Origin of the sequence: Alcaligenes sp. SDU_A2 (genome assembly GCF_038237375.1) — a bacterium.
In the GTDB taxonomy this organism is placed as follows: Bacteria; Pseudomonadota; Gammaproteobacteria; order Burkholderiales; family Burkholderiaceae_B; genus Alcaligenes.
The window spans coordinates 3384112-3400639 of sequence record NZ_CP151273.1 but is presented as its reverse complement, the minus strand read 5'-3'; the positions used below and the strand labels follow the sequence as shown (position 1 = coordinate 3400639).

Annotated in this window: 14 protein-coding genes; 8 read left to right on the top strand and 6 right to left on the bottom strand. The window is 59.6% G+C overall.

Going from position 1 to position 16528, the window contains the following annotated elements:
- The first annotated feature begins 1 nt into the window (after position 1).
- The gene (locus AADW57_RS15560) at positions 2–1474 is read left to right on the top strand and encodes an efflux transporter outer membrane subunit (RefSeq protein WP_341667795.1); all 1473 of its coding nucleotides are present in this window, start codon (positions 2–4) and stop codon (positions 1472–1474) included.
- 39 nt (positions 1475–1513) lie between these two features.
- Here the strand turns inward: AADW57_RS15560 and AADW57_RS15555 are convergent, their stop codons facing one another.
- The 3 genes from AADW57_RS15555 to AADW57_RS15545 are packed head-to-tail and all read right to left on the bottom strand — an operon-like array spanning position 1514 to position 4096.
- Entirely contained in the window at positions 1514–2239 is a 726-nt protein-coding gene (locus AADW57_RS15555; protein WP_341667794.1) for a spermine/spermidine synthase domain-containing protein, read from the bottom strand.
- Entirely contained in the window at positions 2236–3237 is a 1002-nt protein-coding gene (locus AADW57_RS15550; RefSeq protein ID WP_341667793.1) for a Nudix family hydrolase, read from the bottom strand. The genes AADW57_RS15555 and AADW57_RS15550 overlap by 4 nt, the downstream gene beginning before the upstream one ends.
- Positions 3230–4096, bottom strand: coding sequence for an ATP-binding protein (locus tag AADW57_RS15545; RefSeq protein ID WP_341667792.1), 867 nt, complete (start codon positions 4094–4096; stop codon positions 3230–3232). Before AADW57_RS15545 ends, AADW57_RS15550 begins: the two co-directional genes overlap by 8 nt.
- A 166-nt stretch (positions 4097–4262) precedes the next feature.
- On the opposite strand from AADW57_RS15545, the gene ispB reads away from it, so the two are divergent.
- The 3 genes from ispB to AADW57_RS15530 all read left to right on the top strand — a co-directional run bounded on the left by ispB (position 4263) and on the right by AADW57_RS15530 (position 7610).
- Positions 4263–5228 carry an octaprenyl diphosphate synthase gene (gene ispB / locus AADW57_RS15540; protein WP_341667791.1) on the top strand — a complete coding sequence of 322 codons (966 nt, stop codon included), beginning with the start codon at positions 4263–4265 and terminating at the stop codon, positions 5226–5228.
- 268 nt (positions 5229–5496) lie between these two features.
- Positions 5497–6717: a sodium/glutamate symporter gene (gltS, locus tag AADW57_RS15535; RefSeq protein ID WP_341667790.1), complete on the top strand. Its 1221-nt coding sequence runs from the start codon at positions 5497–5499 to the stop codon at positions 6715–6717.
- A gap of 95 nt (positions 6718–6812) precedes the next feature.
- Positions 6813–7610, top strand: coding sequence for a formylglycine-generating enzyme family protein (locus tag AADW57_RS15530; protein WP_341667789.1), 798 nt, complete (start codon positions 6813–6815; stop codon positions 7608–7610).
- 13 nt (positions 7611–7623) lie between these two features.
- On the opposite strand, the gene AADW57_RS15525 is transcribed toward AADW57_RS15530, so the two are convergent.
- Together AADW57_RS15525 and norR are read right to left on the bottom strand one after the other, a co-directional pair.
- Positions 7624–8322, bottom strand: a complete 699-nt coding sequence (locus AADW57_RS15525; RefSeq protein WP_341667788.1) for a Crp/Fnr family transcriptional regulator — start codon at positions 8320–8322, stop codon at positions 7624–7626.
- A complete protein-coding gene (gene norR / locus AADW57_RS15520; protein ID WP_341667787.1) occupies positions 8315–9856 on the bottom strand; it encodes a nitric oxide reductase transcriptional regulator NorR in 1542 nt (513 codons plus the stop codon). Before norR ends, AADW57_RS15525 begins: the two co-directional genes overlap by 8 nt.
- Before the next feature lie 151 nt (positions 9857–10007).
- Here norR and ytfE point away from each other — a divergent pair, with 151 nt between their 5' ends.
- From ytfE to AADW57_RS15500, 4 genes are all read left to right on the top strand, one after another.
- Entirely contained in the window at positions 10008–10700 is a 693-nt protein-coding gene (gene ytfE / locus AADW57_RS15515; protein ID WP_341667786.1) for an iron-sulfur cluster repair protein YtfE, read from the top strand.
- Positions 10693–12978, top strand: coding sequence for a nitric-oxide reductase large subunit (locus tag AADW57_RS15510; protein ID WP_341667785.1), 2286 nt, complete (start codon positions 10693–10695; stop codon positions 12976–12978). Before ytfE ends, AADW57_RS15510 begins: the two co-directional genes overlap by 8 nt.
- Before the next feature lie 1025 nt (positions 12979–14003).
- Positions 14004–15149, top strand: a complete 1146-nt coding sequence (nirK, locus tag AADW57_RS15505) for a copper-containing nitrite reductase (RefSeq protein ID WP_341667784.1) — start codon at positions 14004–14006, stop codon at positions 15147–15149.
- A gap of 61 nt (positions 15150–15210) precedes the next feature.
- Entirely contained in the window at positions 15211–15543 is a 333-nt protein-coding gene (locus AADW57_RS15500; RefSeq protein ID WP_341667783.1) for a c-type cytochrome, read from the top strand.
- Between the two features lie 141 nt (positions 15544–15684).
- Here AADW57_RS15500 and AADW57_RS15495 read toward each other — a convergent pair whose 3' ends face one another.
- A complete protein-coding gene (locus AADW57_RS15495) occupies positions 15685–16479 on the bottom strand; it encodes an exodeoxyribonuclease III (protein ID WP_341667782.1) in 795 nt (264 codons plus the stop codon).
- Between the last annotated feature and the right edge of the window lie 49 nt (positions 16480–16528).

The following is a 16528-nucleotide window of genomic DNA, read 5'->3' as shown; positions in this document are numbered from 1 at the left end:
TATGCCCGCTAACCGTCGATTCATCGCGTCCCGAAGTCGGGCATTAAGCCTGGCGGTATTGCTGGCTGCGCTGGCCGGTTGTGCTGTCGGCCCCGATTACCAGCGGCCCCAGGCCCACGTCGGCGAACACTTCCGCGAGGCGAAAGCCCAGGGAAGCTGGCAGCCCGCGCAGCCGGCCGACCTGCAGGACAGAGGGGCATGGTGGCGGGTCTTTAACGACGGGGTGCTCGATACCTTGATGAGCAGCCTGAACGAGCAGAACTACTCCTTGCAGCAGGCCCAGGCGCGGGTGCGGCAGGCCCAGGCCGCTTTGTCCAATACCCGTTCGGGTTTGTTTCCTGCGGTCAGCAGTTCGGCCTCGTCCACACGCCAAGGCAGCGGGTCGGGGACGAGCAGCCAAAGCAGCAGCGCGTACGACCTGAGCTTGAACGTGACTTGGGAAGTGGATTTGTGGGGCCGTATACGCCGGCAACTGGAGTCTGGCGACGCGTCTTTACAGGCCAGCGCAGCCGATATGGCCGCGACCCGCCTTAGCTTGCAGTCTCAGTTGGCGCAGACGTATTTTCAGTATCGCAGCGCGGAATCGGCGGTGCGGTTGCTGGATCGCACGGTTCAGGCTTACGAGCGCTCTTTGCAGATCAATCAGAATCGCCTGGATGCTGGATTTTCCGCGCCCGGCGATGTCGCGGCGGCGCTTAGCCAGCTGGAAGGGGCGCGCACTCAGCGCTTGGCGCTGGACCGCGAGAAATCGTCGTATCACCATGCGATGGCCGTATTGGTGGGACGGGCTCCGTCGCAGTTTGAAGTGGTGCCCAATGCGCCCTGGCCAGTGACACCCGAGATTCCCGTAGGCTTGCCGTCCAGTTTGCTGGAGCGGCGCCCCGATGTGGCCGCCGCCGAGCGTCGCATGGCACAGGCGAACGCCCAGATCGGCGTCGCCAAGGCGGCCTGGTTTCCCAGCTTGACCTTGAATGCGGGCGGCGGCTTCAAAAGCTCGGACCTGAGTAATTGGCTGACTGCGCCGGCGCGGGTCTGGTCTTTAGGGCCGTCCCTGGCGTTGACCTTGCTGGATTTTGGCGCACGCCAGTCCCAGGTCAATCAGGCCCAGGCCAGCTACGACGAGCAGGTGGCTGCGTATCGACAGACGGTGCTGGAAGCTCTGAAAGAGGTCGAGGATGCGCTGTCCGAGCTATATGGCCTGGGACGTGAACAGATCAGCCAGTCTCGCGCGCTGGCGGCTGCGCGCGAGTCTTTGCAATTGACTCGGAATCAGTTTGATGCCGGTCTGGTGGACTATCTGAGTCTGGCCCAGACGGAAACGTCGGCGTTTTCGGCGGAGCAGCAGGCCTTGGATATAGAGTCGCAACGCCTGCGGGCAGCGGTCAAATTGCTGGTCGCGCTGGGCGGGGGCTGGACGGCGGTGTCCGATACGGCCGCTGCGTCTGGTGCTGTGGCTCAGCCAGCGGTGCCGTAGCGCCCTGCGGGCCGCTCGGGGCCTACGCAGGGGGGCGTTTCAGTCTTGTTCCATCCAGGCATACAGACCGTCTACCCAGCGGCGGGCGTCGAACAAGTCCCATTGCGCCTGGATACGATCAGCCCGTTCGTAGAGCTCGTCGAAATCGATCTGCGGCGCTTCGTTAAAGGCGATGGCGACAATATTGCCGTCGTGGGTCTCGGGCATCCAGGCGACGGCGGCGAAGCTGTTTTGCAAGGCATGCAGATTGCGGGCGTGGACCAAGGGCGAACCCAGCAGGTTGACGGTCAGCAGCCCTTGTGGGGTCAACGCCCGTTGGCAGGCCTGATAAAACGCCTGATCTTCCAGGGCCGGATGTTCGGCCTGGTCCGAATACAGGTCTACCTGCAAAATATCCAGGCTAGCGTCCTGCTTTTCCAGGTAGTCCAGTGCATCGCACACATGCACGTGCAGCCGTTCGTTATCGGGCGGCAGCTCGAATAGCAGTCGGCAGGCCCGCAGCACATCGGGATTTAACTCCACCGCCTCGACCAGTGCCTGGGGAAAGCGTTGGTGACAAAAACGGGTCAGCGCCCCGGCTCCCAGTCCTAACTGCGCAATGCGCCGGGGCTGTTCCAGAAACAGTGTCCACATCATCATCTGGCGTATGTATTCCAGCTCCAGACGGTCGGGATCGTCCAGGCGCATGGCACCCTGCACCCAGGGCGAACCCAGGTGCAGGTAGCGTACGCCTTCGTGCTCCGAGATGGTGACGGGCGGCATCATGCGGGCGGGGTGTCCAGAAGGGCGCGTATGCCAGCGATGCCGTGGGCACCATGCTGGCGGGCGATAGGCAGTGTTTGCGCGGATTGCCCACCGATGGCGTAGACCGGGCGGCCGGCTAGCCCCGCCAATTCGCTGAAATGCGCCCACCCCATGCCGGGCTGGCCGGGGTGGGACGGGGTATCCAGCACATGGCCCAGCACCAGAAAGTCGGCCTGAAGCCGGCGGGCCACGTCGATGTCCGCGGCTTGATGAGCGGATACTCCGATCAAGCCTTGCTTGAGGGCTGGCACCGAGGTCAGCGTGTCGTGATGTCGCTCGGCCAGCGCCTGGGCATCGACACTGCGCAGATGCACGCCGTCGGCATGGTCCCACCAGCTTTCCGGGTGAACGCTGTTGACCAGACAGCGGGCGCGGTAGCGGTGGCATAGGTTGACCACTTGCAAGAATGCTTGGTGCAAGCTGAATTCCGCATCTGCACGCGCCGCCCATTCGGGTTCACGGAATTGAACCAGTGCCACGCCTTGCTGCAAGGCGTGCTCCAGTTGTTGCAGATAGCCGGCCAGCCTGGCCGGCTCCTGGATCTGGGTGATCAGGTAGCGTTCGGGCAATTGCAGCCATTTAAGCGGGGGTTCCGTGGCCGGCAGCACCGGGCCGACGCTCAGGGGGCCGGCGGGGTCTACCCAGGCCAGTTCCTGCCCCTCCATGCTGCGCGGCGTGCCTTCCCAGCCGCGCACCAGGCAAAAGTACAGTTTGACGAAGTTTTTTGGGTATTCGTGCGTATACGTTACCCAAGGCTGGGCCTGGGTAACGGTGATGTCCAGCTCCTCGCGCAGTTCGCGAACCAGCGCCTGCAACACATCCTCGCCGGGCTCGATCTTGCCACCAGGCAGCTCCCACCAGCCCGGCCAGGGCTTGTCGGCCGGTCGGCTGCCCAGCAGCACTTTGCCATCAGCTTGCAACAGGACACCCACAGCCACTTCGATGCAGGGTTTAGACATGGCGGGCCGTCCAGTCGCGGGCAAATTGGCGCGCCACGCGTCCCGAGCGCGAACCGCGCTCCAGTGTCCATTGCAGCGCTTCGGTGCGCGCCGCTTGTATCTGGTCGGCGGGGCATCCCAGCTCGCCCAGCCAGTAGTAGACAATGTCCAGATAATCGTCTTGCTTGAACGGGTAGAAGGACAGCCACAAACCAAAGCGCTCGGACAGCGATACTTTTTCCTCCACGGCTTCGCCGGGGTGGATCTCGCCGTCGGCGGCGGTGGACGTACCCAGATTTTCCTTCATGTATTCGGGCATCAGGTGACGTCGGTTGGATGTGGCATAGATCAGCACATTGTCGCCGGGCGAGGCCACCGAGCCGTCCAGCACGGATTTCAGGGCCTTGTAGCCGGCTTCGCCTTCCTCGAAGGACAGATCATCGCTGAAAATGATGAAGTGTTCGGGACGGGTGCTGATCAGTTCGATGATCTCGCCCAGATCGCCCAGATCCGATTTGTCCACTTCGATCAGACGCAGCCCTTTATCGGCAAATTGCGACAGCATGGCTTTGACCAGCGAGCTTTTGCCGGTGCCGCGCGCGCCGGTCATCAGCACATTGTTGGCGGGCTTGCCCTCCAGAAAGTGGCGTGTGTTGCGCTCGATGATGCTTTTCTGGCGATCGATGTGCTGCAAATCTTGGCTGCGTATGGCCGCAATGTGCCGGACGCCTTCCAGCCAGCCGCGTGAGCCGTTCTTGCGCCAGCGAAATGCAATGGCGTCCCAGTCGATGGGCGGGGGGGCGGGGGGCAGCCAGGCTTCCAACTGGGCCAGGACGCGTTCGGCGCGGCCAATCAGGGTGCTGAGGTCTTGCGGATTCAAGACAGTCTCCGTAAACGGTCTGCAAAACCTCTATTATCGCTAATTTGAAACGCTTTCCACTCATCAAGTCCCTGCATGATGGCTAACAATAGGCTTAACACCACTCAAAACCGTATAATTGAGCACTTGTGTTTGGCTGTACCACTTACTCGTCCGGAATTTTGTTTTGAACCTCGCAACCCTGATTGAACCTATCGCCGACGACATGAAGGCGCTCGATGTCGTTATCCGTGCACGTTTGAATTCGGACGTGGTACTTATACGCACAATTGGCGAATATATTGTCAGCGCCGGCGGCAAGCGCATGAGACCCGCCTTGCTGCTGCTGGTGGCCAGAGCCTTGGGCTATCAGGGCGGCACGCATCATCTGCTGGCGGGCGTAGTGGAATTTATCCATACCGCCACCTTGCTGCACGACGATGTAGTGGACGAGTCGGACATGCGCCGTGGCCGCCAGACGGCCAATGCGGTTTTCGGCAATGCGGCCAGCGTACTGGTGGGCGATTACCTGTATTCCCGTTCCTTCGAAATGATGGTCGAGTCCGATTCCATGCGCTCCATGGCCGTGCTGTCGGGCGCGACCACGGTCATTGCCGAAGGCGAGGTCCTGCAGTTGCTGAACGTGCATGATCCCGACGTTTCTCTGGAGCGGTACTTGCAGGTCGTGCGCTACAAGACCGCCAAGCTGTTCGAGGCCGCTGCCCAGGTGGGTGCCATCGTTGCCGGCGCGCCGCCCCAGTTGGAAGAGGCAATGGCATCCTATGGTCGTCATTTGGGTACTGCCTTCCAGTTGATCGATGACGTTCTGGACTACACCGGCGATACCGAGGCACTGGGCAAGAACGTGGGCGACGATCTGCGTGAAGGCAAGCCTACCATGCCCTTGATTCGAGTCATGGAAGTGGGCACGCCCGAGCAGGCGCAGCTTATCAAGAACGCCATCGAAACCGGCGACGCCGATTTTGCGGCCGTGGCCCAGGCCATTGAACAGACCGATGCACTGGCTTATACCCGCCAGGCTGCCGAAGCCGAAGCTGAATTGGCCGTGCAAGCTCTGGAGTCGGTGCCCGAGAGCGAATTCAAACAGGTTTTGTTGCATTTGTGCGCTTTTTCCGTGCAGCGCGACCGCTGATCGGCGATTGCGTCTCTCCCTATGAAACCCGCTTTTTAGCGGGTTTTTTTTGTAAGCAGATCGCGGTAAATAGGCGTTTATTGCCCGTTAAATCAATAGTTCATGTTATTTTCTGAACCCCGCTGCAATTTGCTAGCACAGGCGGGCCGCGCTATCGTGTGGCCGGCCTGCAACTTATTTGCGCGCGCACCCGGGTCGTTGCGGCAGAGAATCCTGCCCAGGTTTGGCGGGGCGCGTACCTATCCAAAAGATGTAAGGGAAAGGATTCATGAATATCGAGCTTGATATCGCGCAGACAGTCGGCATGGCCGCTGTCTTTCTGGTTTTAGGGGAGTACATCAAGAATCGTGTTGCCATTCTGGCGCGCTACTTCATCCCCAGCCCCATCATCGGCGGACTGGTGTTTTCGCTGATCGCTCTGCTTGGTCACCAGACCGGTACGTTTACCTTCCAGTTCAATGACGATATCCGCAATTTCCTGCTGATGGCTTTTTTTACGACCATCGGTTTTTCAGCCAGCTTTGAGCTGCTCAAGAAAGGCGGTCTGGCCGTCGGGCTGTTTTTGGGTTGTGCGGTAGCGTTGATCATTTTGCAGAACGTCGTGGGCGTGTCGCTGGCGATGCTGCTGGGGGCTAACCCTTTGATCGGCGTGGCGGCGGGGTCAGTGGCGATGACAGGCGGGCATGGTACGTCGGCCGCCTTTGGCCCTGTGATGGAAGCGGCCGGTGCCACCGGCGCATTGCCGGCGGCCATCGCGGCGTCCACGTGGGGTTTGGTCATGGGTTGCGTGATCGGTGGGCCGGTGGGCCTGCGCTTGATGAAGCGGCACGGCATCACGGGGCCGGCTCCCCACCGCCGCCATCGTCGCCAGCACGAGGGCAAAGATACGGCCCCGGCCATGCATACCGAAACCATACAGGTGGATGACAGCGGCTTTGACATGCCGGTGTACGCCGTCGTGCTGCTGTCCGTGGCGATTGGTGCCGGTAGCCTGATCATCAACTGGATGGCCGATCAGGGCATCATTCTGCCCGCGTACCTGGGTTCCATGCTGGTGGCGGCGATTATGCGAAACATTATCGACTGGCGTCGTTACCGCCTGCCCGAGCGCGAGTTCGAGATCATAGGTAATGTGTCTTTGGCTTTCTTCCTGGTCATGGCATTGATGGTTATGAAGCTGTGGCAACTGGCCGATGTTGCTGGACCCTTGCTGCTGATTCTTGTCGCCCAGACCATTTTGATGTTTACGTTTGCCTACTTCATCACGTTTCGCGTCATGGGCAGAGATTACGATGCGGTCGTCATGTCGGCAGGCCACTGCGGTTTTGGCATGGGGGCTACACCCAATGCCATGGCCAATATGCAGGCTTTTACTGAAGATAACGGGCCTTCGTACAAAGCGTTCTTTGTCATACCGCTGGTAGGTTCGCTGTTCATCGATTTTTTCAATGCCGTCATCATTACCGGATTCATGAATGTGCTGAACTAACGCAGCCGCCAACTGCTCTTGCCGCCAGCTTGCTCTGGCGCAAGGACAGCCATCTTGGCCTGAGTTCCAATCAGTGTATGGAACGGAGGTGGTTGATGAAAAAGCAAGTGGGGGTTATGTTGGCGGCGTTGCTGGCGGCATGTTCGGGTGGCGAACAGGCGGCCCGCTCCGATGTGCCGGAACTGGTCAGTGTGGCTGGTCCGGCGCGCCAGCTGGTTCAGCCGGGTGAATTTCTGCTGGATGGCCGTCTGATAGCGGCCGATACGGTTATGTATGCGCCCAGCCCATCCTTGCAGGTCATGAAATACCTGGTCAGTCAGCACGACTATAACCAGTGCGTCGTGGCCGGCGGCTGCAAGAAGGCCGATCCGGTCGGTCAGGGACAGGCACCCACTATGCCGGTTGCCGGGGTCAGTTGGCAGGACGGGCAGGACTATGCCGCCTGGCTGTCCAAGCGCACCGGCAAGACTTTCCGCCTGCCTACTTTCCTGGAGTGGAGCTACTTTGCCGGTCAGCAAGCTCCCGAGTCTGCGGGGCAATCATTGGATGAAAATGCCCAAGCCGCCTTGTGGCTGGAAGAATATCTGGTGAACTACAAGCGCAAGCAGGAACAGGAAGTCCCGTTGGCACCGCTGGGCCAGGGGCAGGCTAATCAGTATGGGATTTTCGATGCGGGTGGGCAGGTTTCCGAGTGGACCGACACCTGCCATGTGCGTGTGCACAGACTGGGCATGCCACCGGTGCAATCCCGTCTGGAAAACTGCGGCGTACGCGTTCTAGGCGGGGAACACGCCGCTGCCATGCCCGATTTTATCCGCGATCCCAAGACGGGGGCTTGCTCGGTGGGGGTGCCCCCGCGCTATCTGGGTTTGCGTCTGGTCACGGAAGGCTAGCGTACGGCGCGGATCATGTGCGCTCCAGCACGGCCCGCGCGAAGTTGTCCAGGTCGGCGATGGTGATTTGCTTTCGGCCCGCCTGGAGCAGCCCTTGATTGTCCCAACTGCTGACGATGCGGCTGGCGGTGTACAGCGTGGTACCGGCCAGTTCGGCCAAGTCCTGGCGAGTGACTGGAATGCTGAGCGATGTGCCCTGCGCATCGTTTTGTCCTACTTGCCGTATCAGGCGCAGCAGGCTGTGCGCCAGACGTTGTTCGACTTCCAGACTATGGATTTCCAGCAGCCTGTCGTCCGCTTCGCTCAGGCGGCGCGATACCGTGTCCTGTGCGCAGTGCAGCAGGCAGGGGTATTGCGCGGTCAGGCTTTCCCAGGATTGTTCCGGCCAGGCCAGCGCCGCGCTGTGCGTGACGCTGATGGCGGTGGCCGGATAGTTGCGCCGGCGCAGGGCAGGGGCGATGCCGATGACATCGCCCGGCAAGGCAAAACGCACCAGCAATTGCGAACCGTTGGGCATGGTGCGCACGACCTTGATCAAACCTTTGAGCAGCACGAAGAACTGGTCGCTGGCTTGTTCCTGACGAAATACCTGGCTGTCTTTGTCGTATTCGATCAGGCGGCCCTGCTGCCAGAGATCGTCCAGGCCGGCGGCATCCAGCTGGGAAAAAACGGGCAGGGCCGACAGCATGGAGGCTTGGGAAATATCAGTCATGGGTAACAGTCTCGGGGCGGGTTTTAAGCCCTAGTTTACCGGCCAGTTTATGCAGGTTGCTGGGGTCCAGGCCAAGGCGGCGTGCCGCCAGACTCCAGTTGCCATCCGTTTGTTCCAGGGCCTGCCGGATAAGCTGGCGCTGTAGCTGTTCTACCGACTGCCGCAGCGGCTGCCATGCAGAAAGCGGCTTGGCTTCGGCCTTGGGTATGCATGAGTTTACGGCAGGCGCTATGCCCAGATTATCAGTATCCAGTGTGAATATCTGGTTTCTGTCCGGCGCATCGACCAGCAAGCGAATGGCGGCGCGGCTGATCAGGTGTTCCAGCTCACGGACATTGCCCGGCCAATGGTATGCCAGCAGGGCGTTTTCGGCAGCATGGGACAGGCGTATGCCGCGCAGGCCCAGCCGCGACCGGTTGGCTTCCAGAAAGTGGCCGGCCAGCAGCAGCACGTCGTTCTGCCGTTCGCGCAGCGGTGGAACGGTCAGGGGAAAAACCGACAGGCGGTGAAACAGGTCTGAGCGAAATGCCCCCTGGGCCACCTGCTGGTTCAGGTCGCGATTGGTGGCTGCCACCAGCCGGACATCGAGCTTGATGGGATGGTCCGCCCCCAGGCGCTGGACTTCGCCGTTTTGCAGCGCGCGCAGCAGCTTGGCCTGCACCGATAGTGATAATTCGCCGATTTCGTCTAGGAACAAGGTGCCTCCCCGGGCGGCCTCAAAGCGACCGGCGCGGTCGGTCTGTGCGCCGGAAAATGCGCCCTTTATGTGGCCGAACAGTTCGCTTTCGGCCAGCGACTCGGGCAGGGCGGCGCAATTGACGTAGACCAGCGGCTTTTGGTTTCGGCGCGAACGCTGGTGCAGGCGCTGGGCAAATAATTCTTTGCCTACGCCGGTCTCGCCCAGCAGCAACACGGGTAACTCTGAATCGGCCACCGTATCGAGCAGATGGATGACGTTTAGCAGGGGGATGCTTGCGCCGATGAGTTCTGTGCTGCCGTTCTGCACCAGGTGGCTGGCCGCCTGGGTCGATAGCAGGCGCAGGCTGCGGTTTTCTTCTTCCAGTTCGCTGACGCGTATTGCGCTTTCCAGCACCAGGCTGCAGCGCTGCAGCTCGATTAAGGCCTGTTCGGAGAATGTGCCCGGTTGCAGCGCGTCCAGGGTCAGGATGCCCCATGGGATGCCTTTTAGGTGCAGGGCGATTCCCACGCAATCGTGTACGGGCAGGGGTAGGCCGCGCTTGTCGTCCAGCAGGCCGTCGTAGGGATCGGGCAAAGGGCTGTCCGGCTCGAATCGGATGGGGGATCGGCTGGCCAGAATCCGCGCAAAGCGTGGATGGTCGGCGATGACGAAATGGCGGCCCATCGTGTCGTTGCTCAGACCGCTGGCGGCCACAATGCGCAGCACCGTATCGTCCAGCTTGAGCAGGCCGACGGCATCACAGGCGAAGTAACGCGCCACCAGTTGCACCATGCGCTGCAGGCGCAGCGCTCCAGGAATATCGGTGGCCAGATCGGCAATCAGCAATTCAAGCATGGGTGAAAACTACCCTGTTGGTAAAAAGAACCCGTTTTTCGATGGGTTATTTATACCCTGTTTGCCTGGAAACCCTTTTAATCAAGATCAAAACAGCTTGGCATGATCCTTGCTTTAAGTGCATGGCAATTCTTTTTTTAAGGAGTATGGCATGACACTTGAACTTCTGGAGCGCAGCTTGAGCGATCTTGCCAGCGACATACCAGGGGCTACCCGTGTATTTCGTCAGCACAAGCTGGATTTTTGTTGTGGTGGACAAGTCAGCTTGCGCGAAGCGGCCGAACGTCGGTCGCTGGATGCAGTCGGGCTGGCCCGGACCCTGACGTCGTTGCTGGAGCAGGCCGAACCGGCCGACCAGGACTGGCGGCAGGCGTCGGTGCCGCAGTTGATCGAGCACTTGACGCAGCGCTATCACCAAACCCATAGGGAACAACTGCCCGAGCTGATTCGCCTGGCGCGTCGGGTGGAAGTGCGCCATCAGGAGCATACTGACTGCCCGGCAGGACTGGCCGATGTGCTGGAGTTTCTGCATCAGGAGCTGGAAAGCCATATGCACAAAGAGGAACGGGTGTTGTTTCCCATGTTGGCACAGGGGGCTGACGCAATGGCGCAGAGCCCGATCGTGGTCATGCGCCTGGAACACGAACAGCATGGCGAAAGTTTGGAGGCTGTGCTGGCGTTGACGGCTCAGCTACAACCGCCTGTCGATGCTTGCACGACCTGGCGTGCTTTGTACGGCGGGCTGGAGCAGTTTCGGCAGGACCTGATGGAACACATTCATCTGGAAAACAATATTTTGTTCAATCATTCGGTGCAGCGTGCACGGGGAGACCACCATGCGTAGCTACAAGGGTCTATGGCTGGCTTTGCTGGCCGTATTGGTCGTTACCTTCTCCATACTGGGCTGGACCGGCGTGGAAATATACCGGCAGGCACCGCCGATGCCTGCCAAGGTACTGACCCAGGATGGCGCGCTGTTTACGTCACAGGCACAGATAGAGCGCGGCCAATCTGCCTGGCAAAGTACCGGCGGCATGCAGCTGGGTTCAATCTGGGGGCATGGCGCGTATCAGGCACCGGATTGGAGCGCGGACTGGTTGCACCGCGAAGCGCTGGCCTGGCTGGATCTGGCCGCACGCGATGCCTATGCGCTGGACTACGGACAGCTGACTTCGTCCCAGCAGGCCAATCTGCGTCAGGAGCTGCAGGACGAATATCGTGGTAACCGTGTCGATGACGCGACGGGCGAGTTGCGCATCAGCGACAGGCGTGTTCAGGCAATCGAGCAAACCGCTCAGTACTATATTGCCTTGTTCGGCGATGCCCCCGAGCTGAAAAGTACGCGTGCCAGCTTTGCCATGAAGGACGATACGCTGCCCGATCTGCAGCGCCGCGAAGACCTGACCCGCTTTTTCTTCTGGCTGTCCTGGGCGGCGGCCACGGAACGTCCCGGCACCGATGTGACCTATACCAACAACTGGCCACATGAACCACTGATCGCCAACCATCCGTCCACGGCCAATGTGGTCTGGTCTGTCGTCAGCGTCGTTCTGTTGCTGGCGGGCATTGCCTTTCTGGTCTGGGGCTGGTCTTTCCTGCATAAGGACGAACCTCTGCCTCAGGCCCCGGCTCAGGACCCTGTGCTGAGCATCCGCCTGACGCCTTCGCAGCGCGCTCTTAAAAAATATGCCTTTCTGACGGTGGCGCTGTTCGTGCTGCAAGTGTTTCTGGGCGGTTTCACGGCTCATTACACCGTCGAAGGGCAGATGTTTTACGGCATTGATGTCTCGCAGTGGTTCCCCTACGCCTTGACGCGTACCTGGCACATTCAGGCGGCCTTGTTCTGGATTGCCAGCGGTTTCCTGGCGGCGGGGCTGTTTCTGGTGCCCATTATCAATGGCGGGGAAGATCCCAAGTTTCAGCGGCTGGGCGTCGATATTCTGTTTGTGGCGCTGGTCGTCTTGTTCCTGGGCTCGTTTACCGGCAATTATCTGGCCATCAAACATGTCTTGCCTGCCGACCTGAATTTCTGGTTTGGTCATCAGGGTTACGAATATGTGGATCTGGGCCGTTTCTGGCAGATCATCAAGTTTATCGGCCTGGCTTTCTGGCTGGTGTTGATGCTGCGCGGCATGACGCCCGCCTTGCGACGCAACAAGGGCGATAATCACCTGTTGATGCTGCTGGCTGCGTCCACCGTGGCGATTGGTCTGTTCTATGGTTCGGGTCTGTTCTATGGCGAACATACCAATATCACCATCATGGAATATTGGCGCTGGTGGGTGGTACACCTGTGGGTCGAAGGCTTTTTTGAAGTGTTCGCCACCACGGCATTGGCTTTTATTTTTGCCACTCTAGGCCTGGTTTCGCGGCGCAGCGCTACTATCGCCAGCCTGGCTTCGGCCTCTTTGTTCCTGCTGGGCGGTGTGCCCGGTACGCTGCATCACTTGTATTTTTCGGGCACGACCACACCCATCATGGCCATAGGCGCGACCTTCAGTGCTTTGGAAGTGGTGCCTTTGATCATTCTGGGTCACGAGGCCTGGAGCAGCTGGAAATTGCAGGAACGCGCCGGCTGGATGCAGGATCTGCGCTGGCCGGTCATGTTCTTTGTGGCCGTGTCTTTTTGGAACATGCTGGGCGCAGGTGTTTTTGGTTTCATGATCAATCCGCCTATCGCGCTGTATTACATTCAGGGTCTTAACACGACGCCGGTACATGCGCACGCGGCCTTGTTCGGAGTGTATGGCTTTCTGTCTCTGGGCTTTGTGCTGCTGGTGGTGCGTTACCTGGCACCGAATGTGCGCTTTAACGACCGCCTGATGGCCTGGGGGTTCTGGACGCTGAATATCGGACTTGCGCTGATGATGTTCATCAGTCTGTTGCCTGTGGGCATCATCCAGGCCTGGGCGAGCATTTCCGAGGGTATGTGGTATGCCCGTAGCGAGGAATTCATGCAGCAACCCATTTTGCAGTCGCTGCGTTGGTGGCGTACGCTGGGCGATGTGGTCTTTATTGCCGGTGCGCTGCTGGTGTTCCTGCAAGTGGTGGTCCGTATCTGGGCCGGCCGTCGCAGCCGGGATGTATTGCCGGCAGGCTCGGTTCCCGGATCGGTTCGCTAGTTTCGTTTTTATCCGGCTTGAAAACCGCCTTCGGGCGGTTTTTTTATGGTTCTTCGCTAAATACCGGGGGCTTTCGTATGGCCTGGGCCGTTTGAGTCAAGCAGAGAGAACCTCGGGTTCTCGCCAGGCTGACCCTAGCGGGCCGGCTTGGCTAGGTCCTTCGCCCGCGCTGAGCGCGGGTTCCCTGGTCAGGATACCGGGGTGGGCGGGGCGTGAACTCGCAGGGTGATTCGTCCACTGGACGAATCACAAGCGCCCTGCTCGAGCAGCACGCCCCTTGCCTCCCACCCCGGGATCCTGCCTGCGGCGAACGCCCTGACTCGCCCGCCGTCCCGCTAGGGTCGGCCTGGCGAGAACAGCACCGCGGTGCTTGGCCTATATGGCGGGACGTCCGGGTACGCTGTACAAGACATCAGCCATACGCTCAATGGTCTGTTGGGCATGAATACGTATAGCCGGGGCTATGTGAATGGCGTCTTCAAAAAGCCAGTTCTTCATCGACTGGGTAAATTGGCTCCTGGAATTTTTCGAAGAACCTTTTTTATGCTTCTTTTAAATGCTTAGAAGGGTGCCATCAATCATGCTGAGTCGTCATTTTCAGCAGGTTTCAGGAACTCTTGGGCTGGCGGCAGGCTGATGCTGTACGCCGGTGCCCTTGCCTAGCAACTGGACCGGGCGCAGCCCAAATCCGTAGGAAATTGCGTGCCATCGTTTGATGGCATGTGAATGGTCTGTGGTGTATTGCTCAGTGCAGATGGCGTCAGGATCAGCCTTATATGTGTTTGGATTTATTGGCAGGTCCTTTGCCTATATATAAGTGCGCCCGTCCGTGCTTTGCTTGTGTGGCTAATGTGTCGTTTTTTGGAGAGGTAGTGTTTAAAACACCGTATATCAAGAAAAACAGTTCTAGTTTGTGCCACAGCAAAGAGTGAACTCCCAAGATGCGGTGCAATACAGCCATGGACTGCACAATCTCGCAGAACACTTATTATCAGGCACCAAGCCTGGATACATCGGGAGGTTTTATGGAACGTCGTCATTTCTTGAAAAGCGCAGGTCTTGGAGTGGCTGCCGGCACAACTTTGCTGGCCGCCAACGTACATGCGCGCGAGACCGCCGCCCCCAAGAAAGCGGCCCCTTGGCTGGCTGCGCGCAGCGAGGCGGATATTGCCAAGCTGCAACGCGTCAAAGTAGATCTGGTGGCACCACCTCTGGTGCATCCCCACGAACAAAAAGCCGGCCCCGAGCCGCGCGTGGTCGAGTTTCGCATGTCCATCGCCGAAAAAGAGATTGTGGTCGACCGCGACGGCACGACGATGCATGCCATGATGTTCGACGGTTCCATGCCCGGGCCCACCATGGTTGTGCACGAGGGCGACTATCTGGAACTGACCCTGGTCAATCCGGCCACCAATTCCATGCCGCACAACATCGACTTTCATGCGGCCACCGGCGCGCTGGGCGGTGCCAAGCTGACCAATGTCAATCCTGGCGAACAGGCCACACTGCGTTTTAAGGCCGATCGTGCGGGCACGTTTGTGTATCACTGCGCGCCGGAAGGGTCGGTGGCCTGGCACGTGGTGGCCGGCATGCACGGCACGGTGATGGTGCTGCCGCGTGACGGCCTGAAGGATTCGGCCGGCAATCCGCTGAGCTACGACCGTATCTATACGATCGGCGAGTTCGACCTGTATATTCCACGCGACGAAAAGGGCAATTTCAAGAAGTACGGTTCGGCGGCGGAAAGCTATGGCGACACTTTGGAAGCCATGCGCGGTCTGATCCCCAGCCACGTGGTGTTCAACGGCAAGGTCGGTGCCTTGACCGGTGACGGTGCCATGAAGGCCAAAGTGGGCGAAACGGTGTTGTTCATTCACTCGCAAGCCAACCGTGATAGCCGTCCGCATTTGATCGGCGGGCATGGCGACTGGGTATGGGAGCTGGGTAAGTTCGATGACCCACCAGCCAAGAACCTGGAAACCTGGTTTATCCGTGGCGGCTCGGCGGGTGTGGCGCTGTATACCTTCAAGCAGCCCGGTGTGTATGCCTACGTCAATCACAATCTGATCGAGGCGATGGAGTTGGGGGCCGCCGGCCATGTGCTGGTGGAAGGCGATTGGAACGATGATCTGATGAAGCAGGTCAGCCCTCCCGGTCCTATCAAGGCTTAAGCACGATCATCCAGTCATGGCGGCGGCATGGTGGCATGCCGTCCGCACCACGGAGAAACAAATGAAAATCTGTCGTCGTCCATCCACCCTCGTTTCCGCGTTCCTGGCTGGGTTGGCCGTGCTGGCCGCTATGCCGTCCGCCCAAGCGAATCAGGACGAAGCCATCAAGCTGTATCGTTCGTCCTGCATGGTCTGCCATGCTTCCGGGATGGCGAATGCGCCGCGCCTGGGCGATAAGGCGCGCTGGACACCTCTGAAGGAAAAAGGCGAAGATGCCTTGATGACGGTTGTGATCAACGGCAAGGGTGCCATGCCGCCGCGAGGCGGTGCCGCCAAGGCCAGCGACGAACAGTTGCGCAGTGTAGTGCGTTATATGCTGGAGCAGTCTAACTGATCGTCGATGTGTGGATGGGACTGCATGTTGTGCATCCCGTCAAAAGTAGAAAAAGCGTCGGCCATCTGACCGACGCTTTTTGATTTCCTGTGCGGCTGGCCGGAGCCGATGGACGTGCTGCCGGTGTGCCAACAATCCCCGTTACAAGGTCCAGTCGTAGTCTATGGTCAGGGGGGCGTGGTCGCTGAAGCGCTCTTCTTTATAGATAGAGGCGTGTCGGGCCGTGGCGGCGATGCCGGGTGTGGCAATCTGGTAGTCGATGCGCCACCCCACGTTTTTGGCCCAGGCCTGGCCACGGTTGCTCCACCAGGTGTAGCACTCGTCGGTGGTGTCTGGATGCAGGCTGCGGTAGACATCGACCCAGGATAGTTCGCCCAGCACTTTGCTCATCCAGGCGCGTTCTTCGGGCAGAAAGCCGCTGTTTTTCAAATTGCCTTTCCAGTTCTTCAGGTCGGCTTCGTGGTGTGCGATGTTCCAGTCGCCGCAGATGATGAATTCCCGGCCTGTGTCGCGGTGTTCTTTCATCAGATCCTTGATCCACTGCTCGAAATGATCCAGGAACCGGTATTTGGCATTTTGGCGTTCGTCGCCCGACGAGCCCGAGGGCAGGTAGGCACTGATTACGCTGAGCTTTTCCCAATCGGCGCGCAGAATGCGTCCTTCGGCATCGAATTCTTCGCACTCCATGCCTTCGGTCACAGCCTGCGCGCGTGGGTTCAGATAGATCCCCACGCCGCTGTAGCCTTTTTTCTGGGCGTGATGGAAATGGCCTTCGTAGGAACCGGGGTGGCGCATATCGTCGGTAAGGTCAGCGGCGCTGATCTTGATTTCCTGCATGCAGACGATATGGGGCTGTTGAGCCTGGAGCCAGTCGGGCAGGCCTTTGCGAAAGGCGGCGCGAATGCCGTTGACGTTTAACGAGGTGACGCGTAGCACGGGATAGTTCTCCTTATAGCGTCAGCACTGTAACCCATCATGCCGCCCG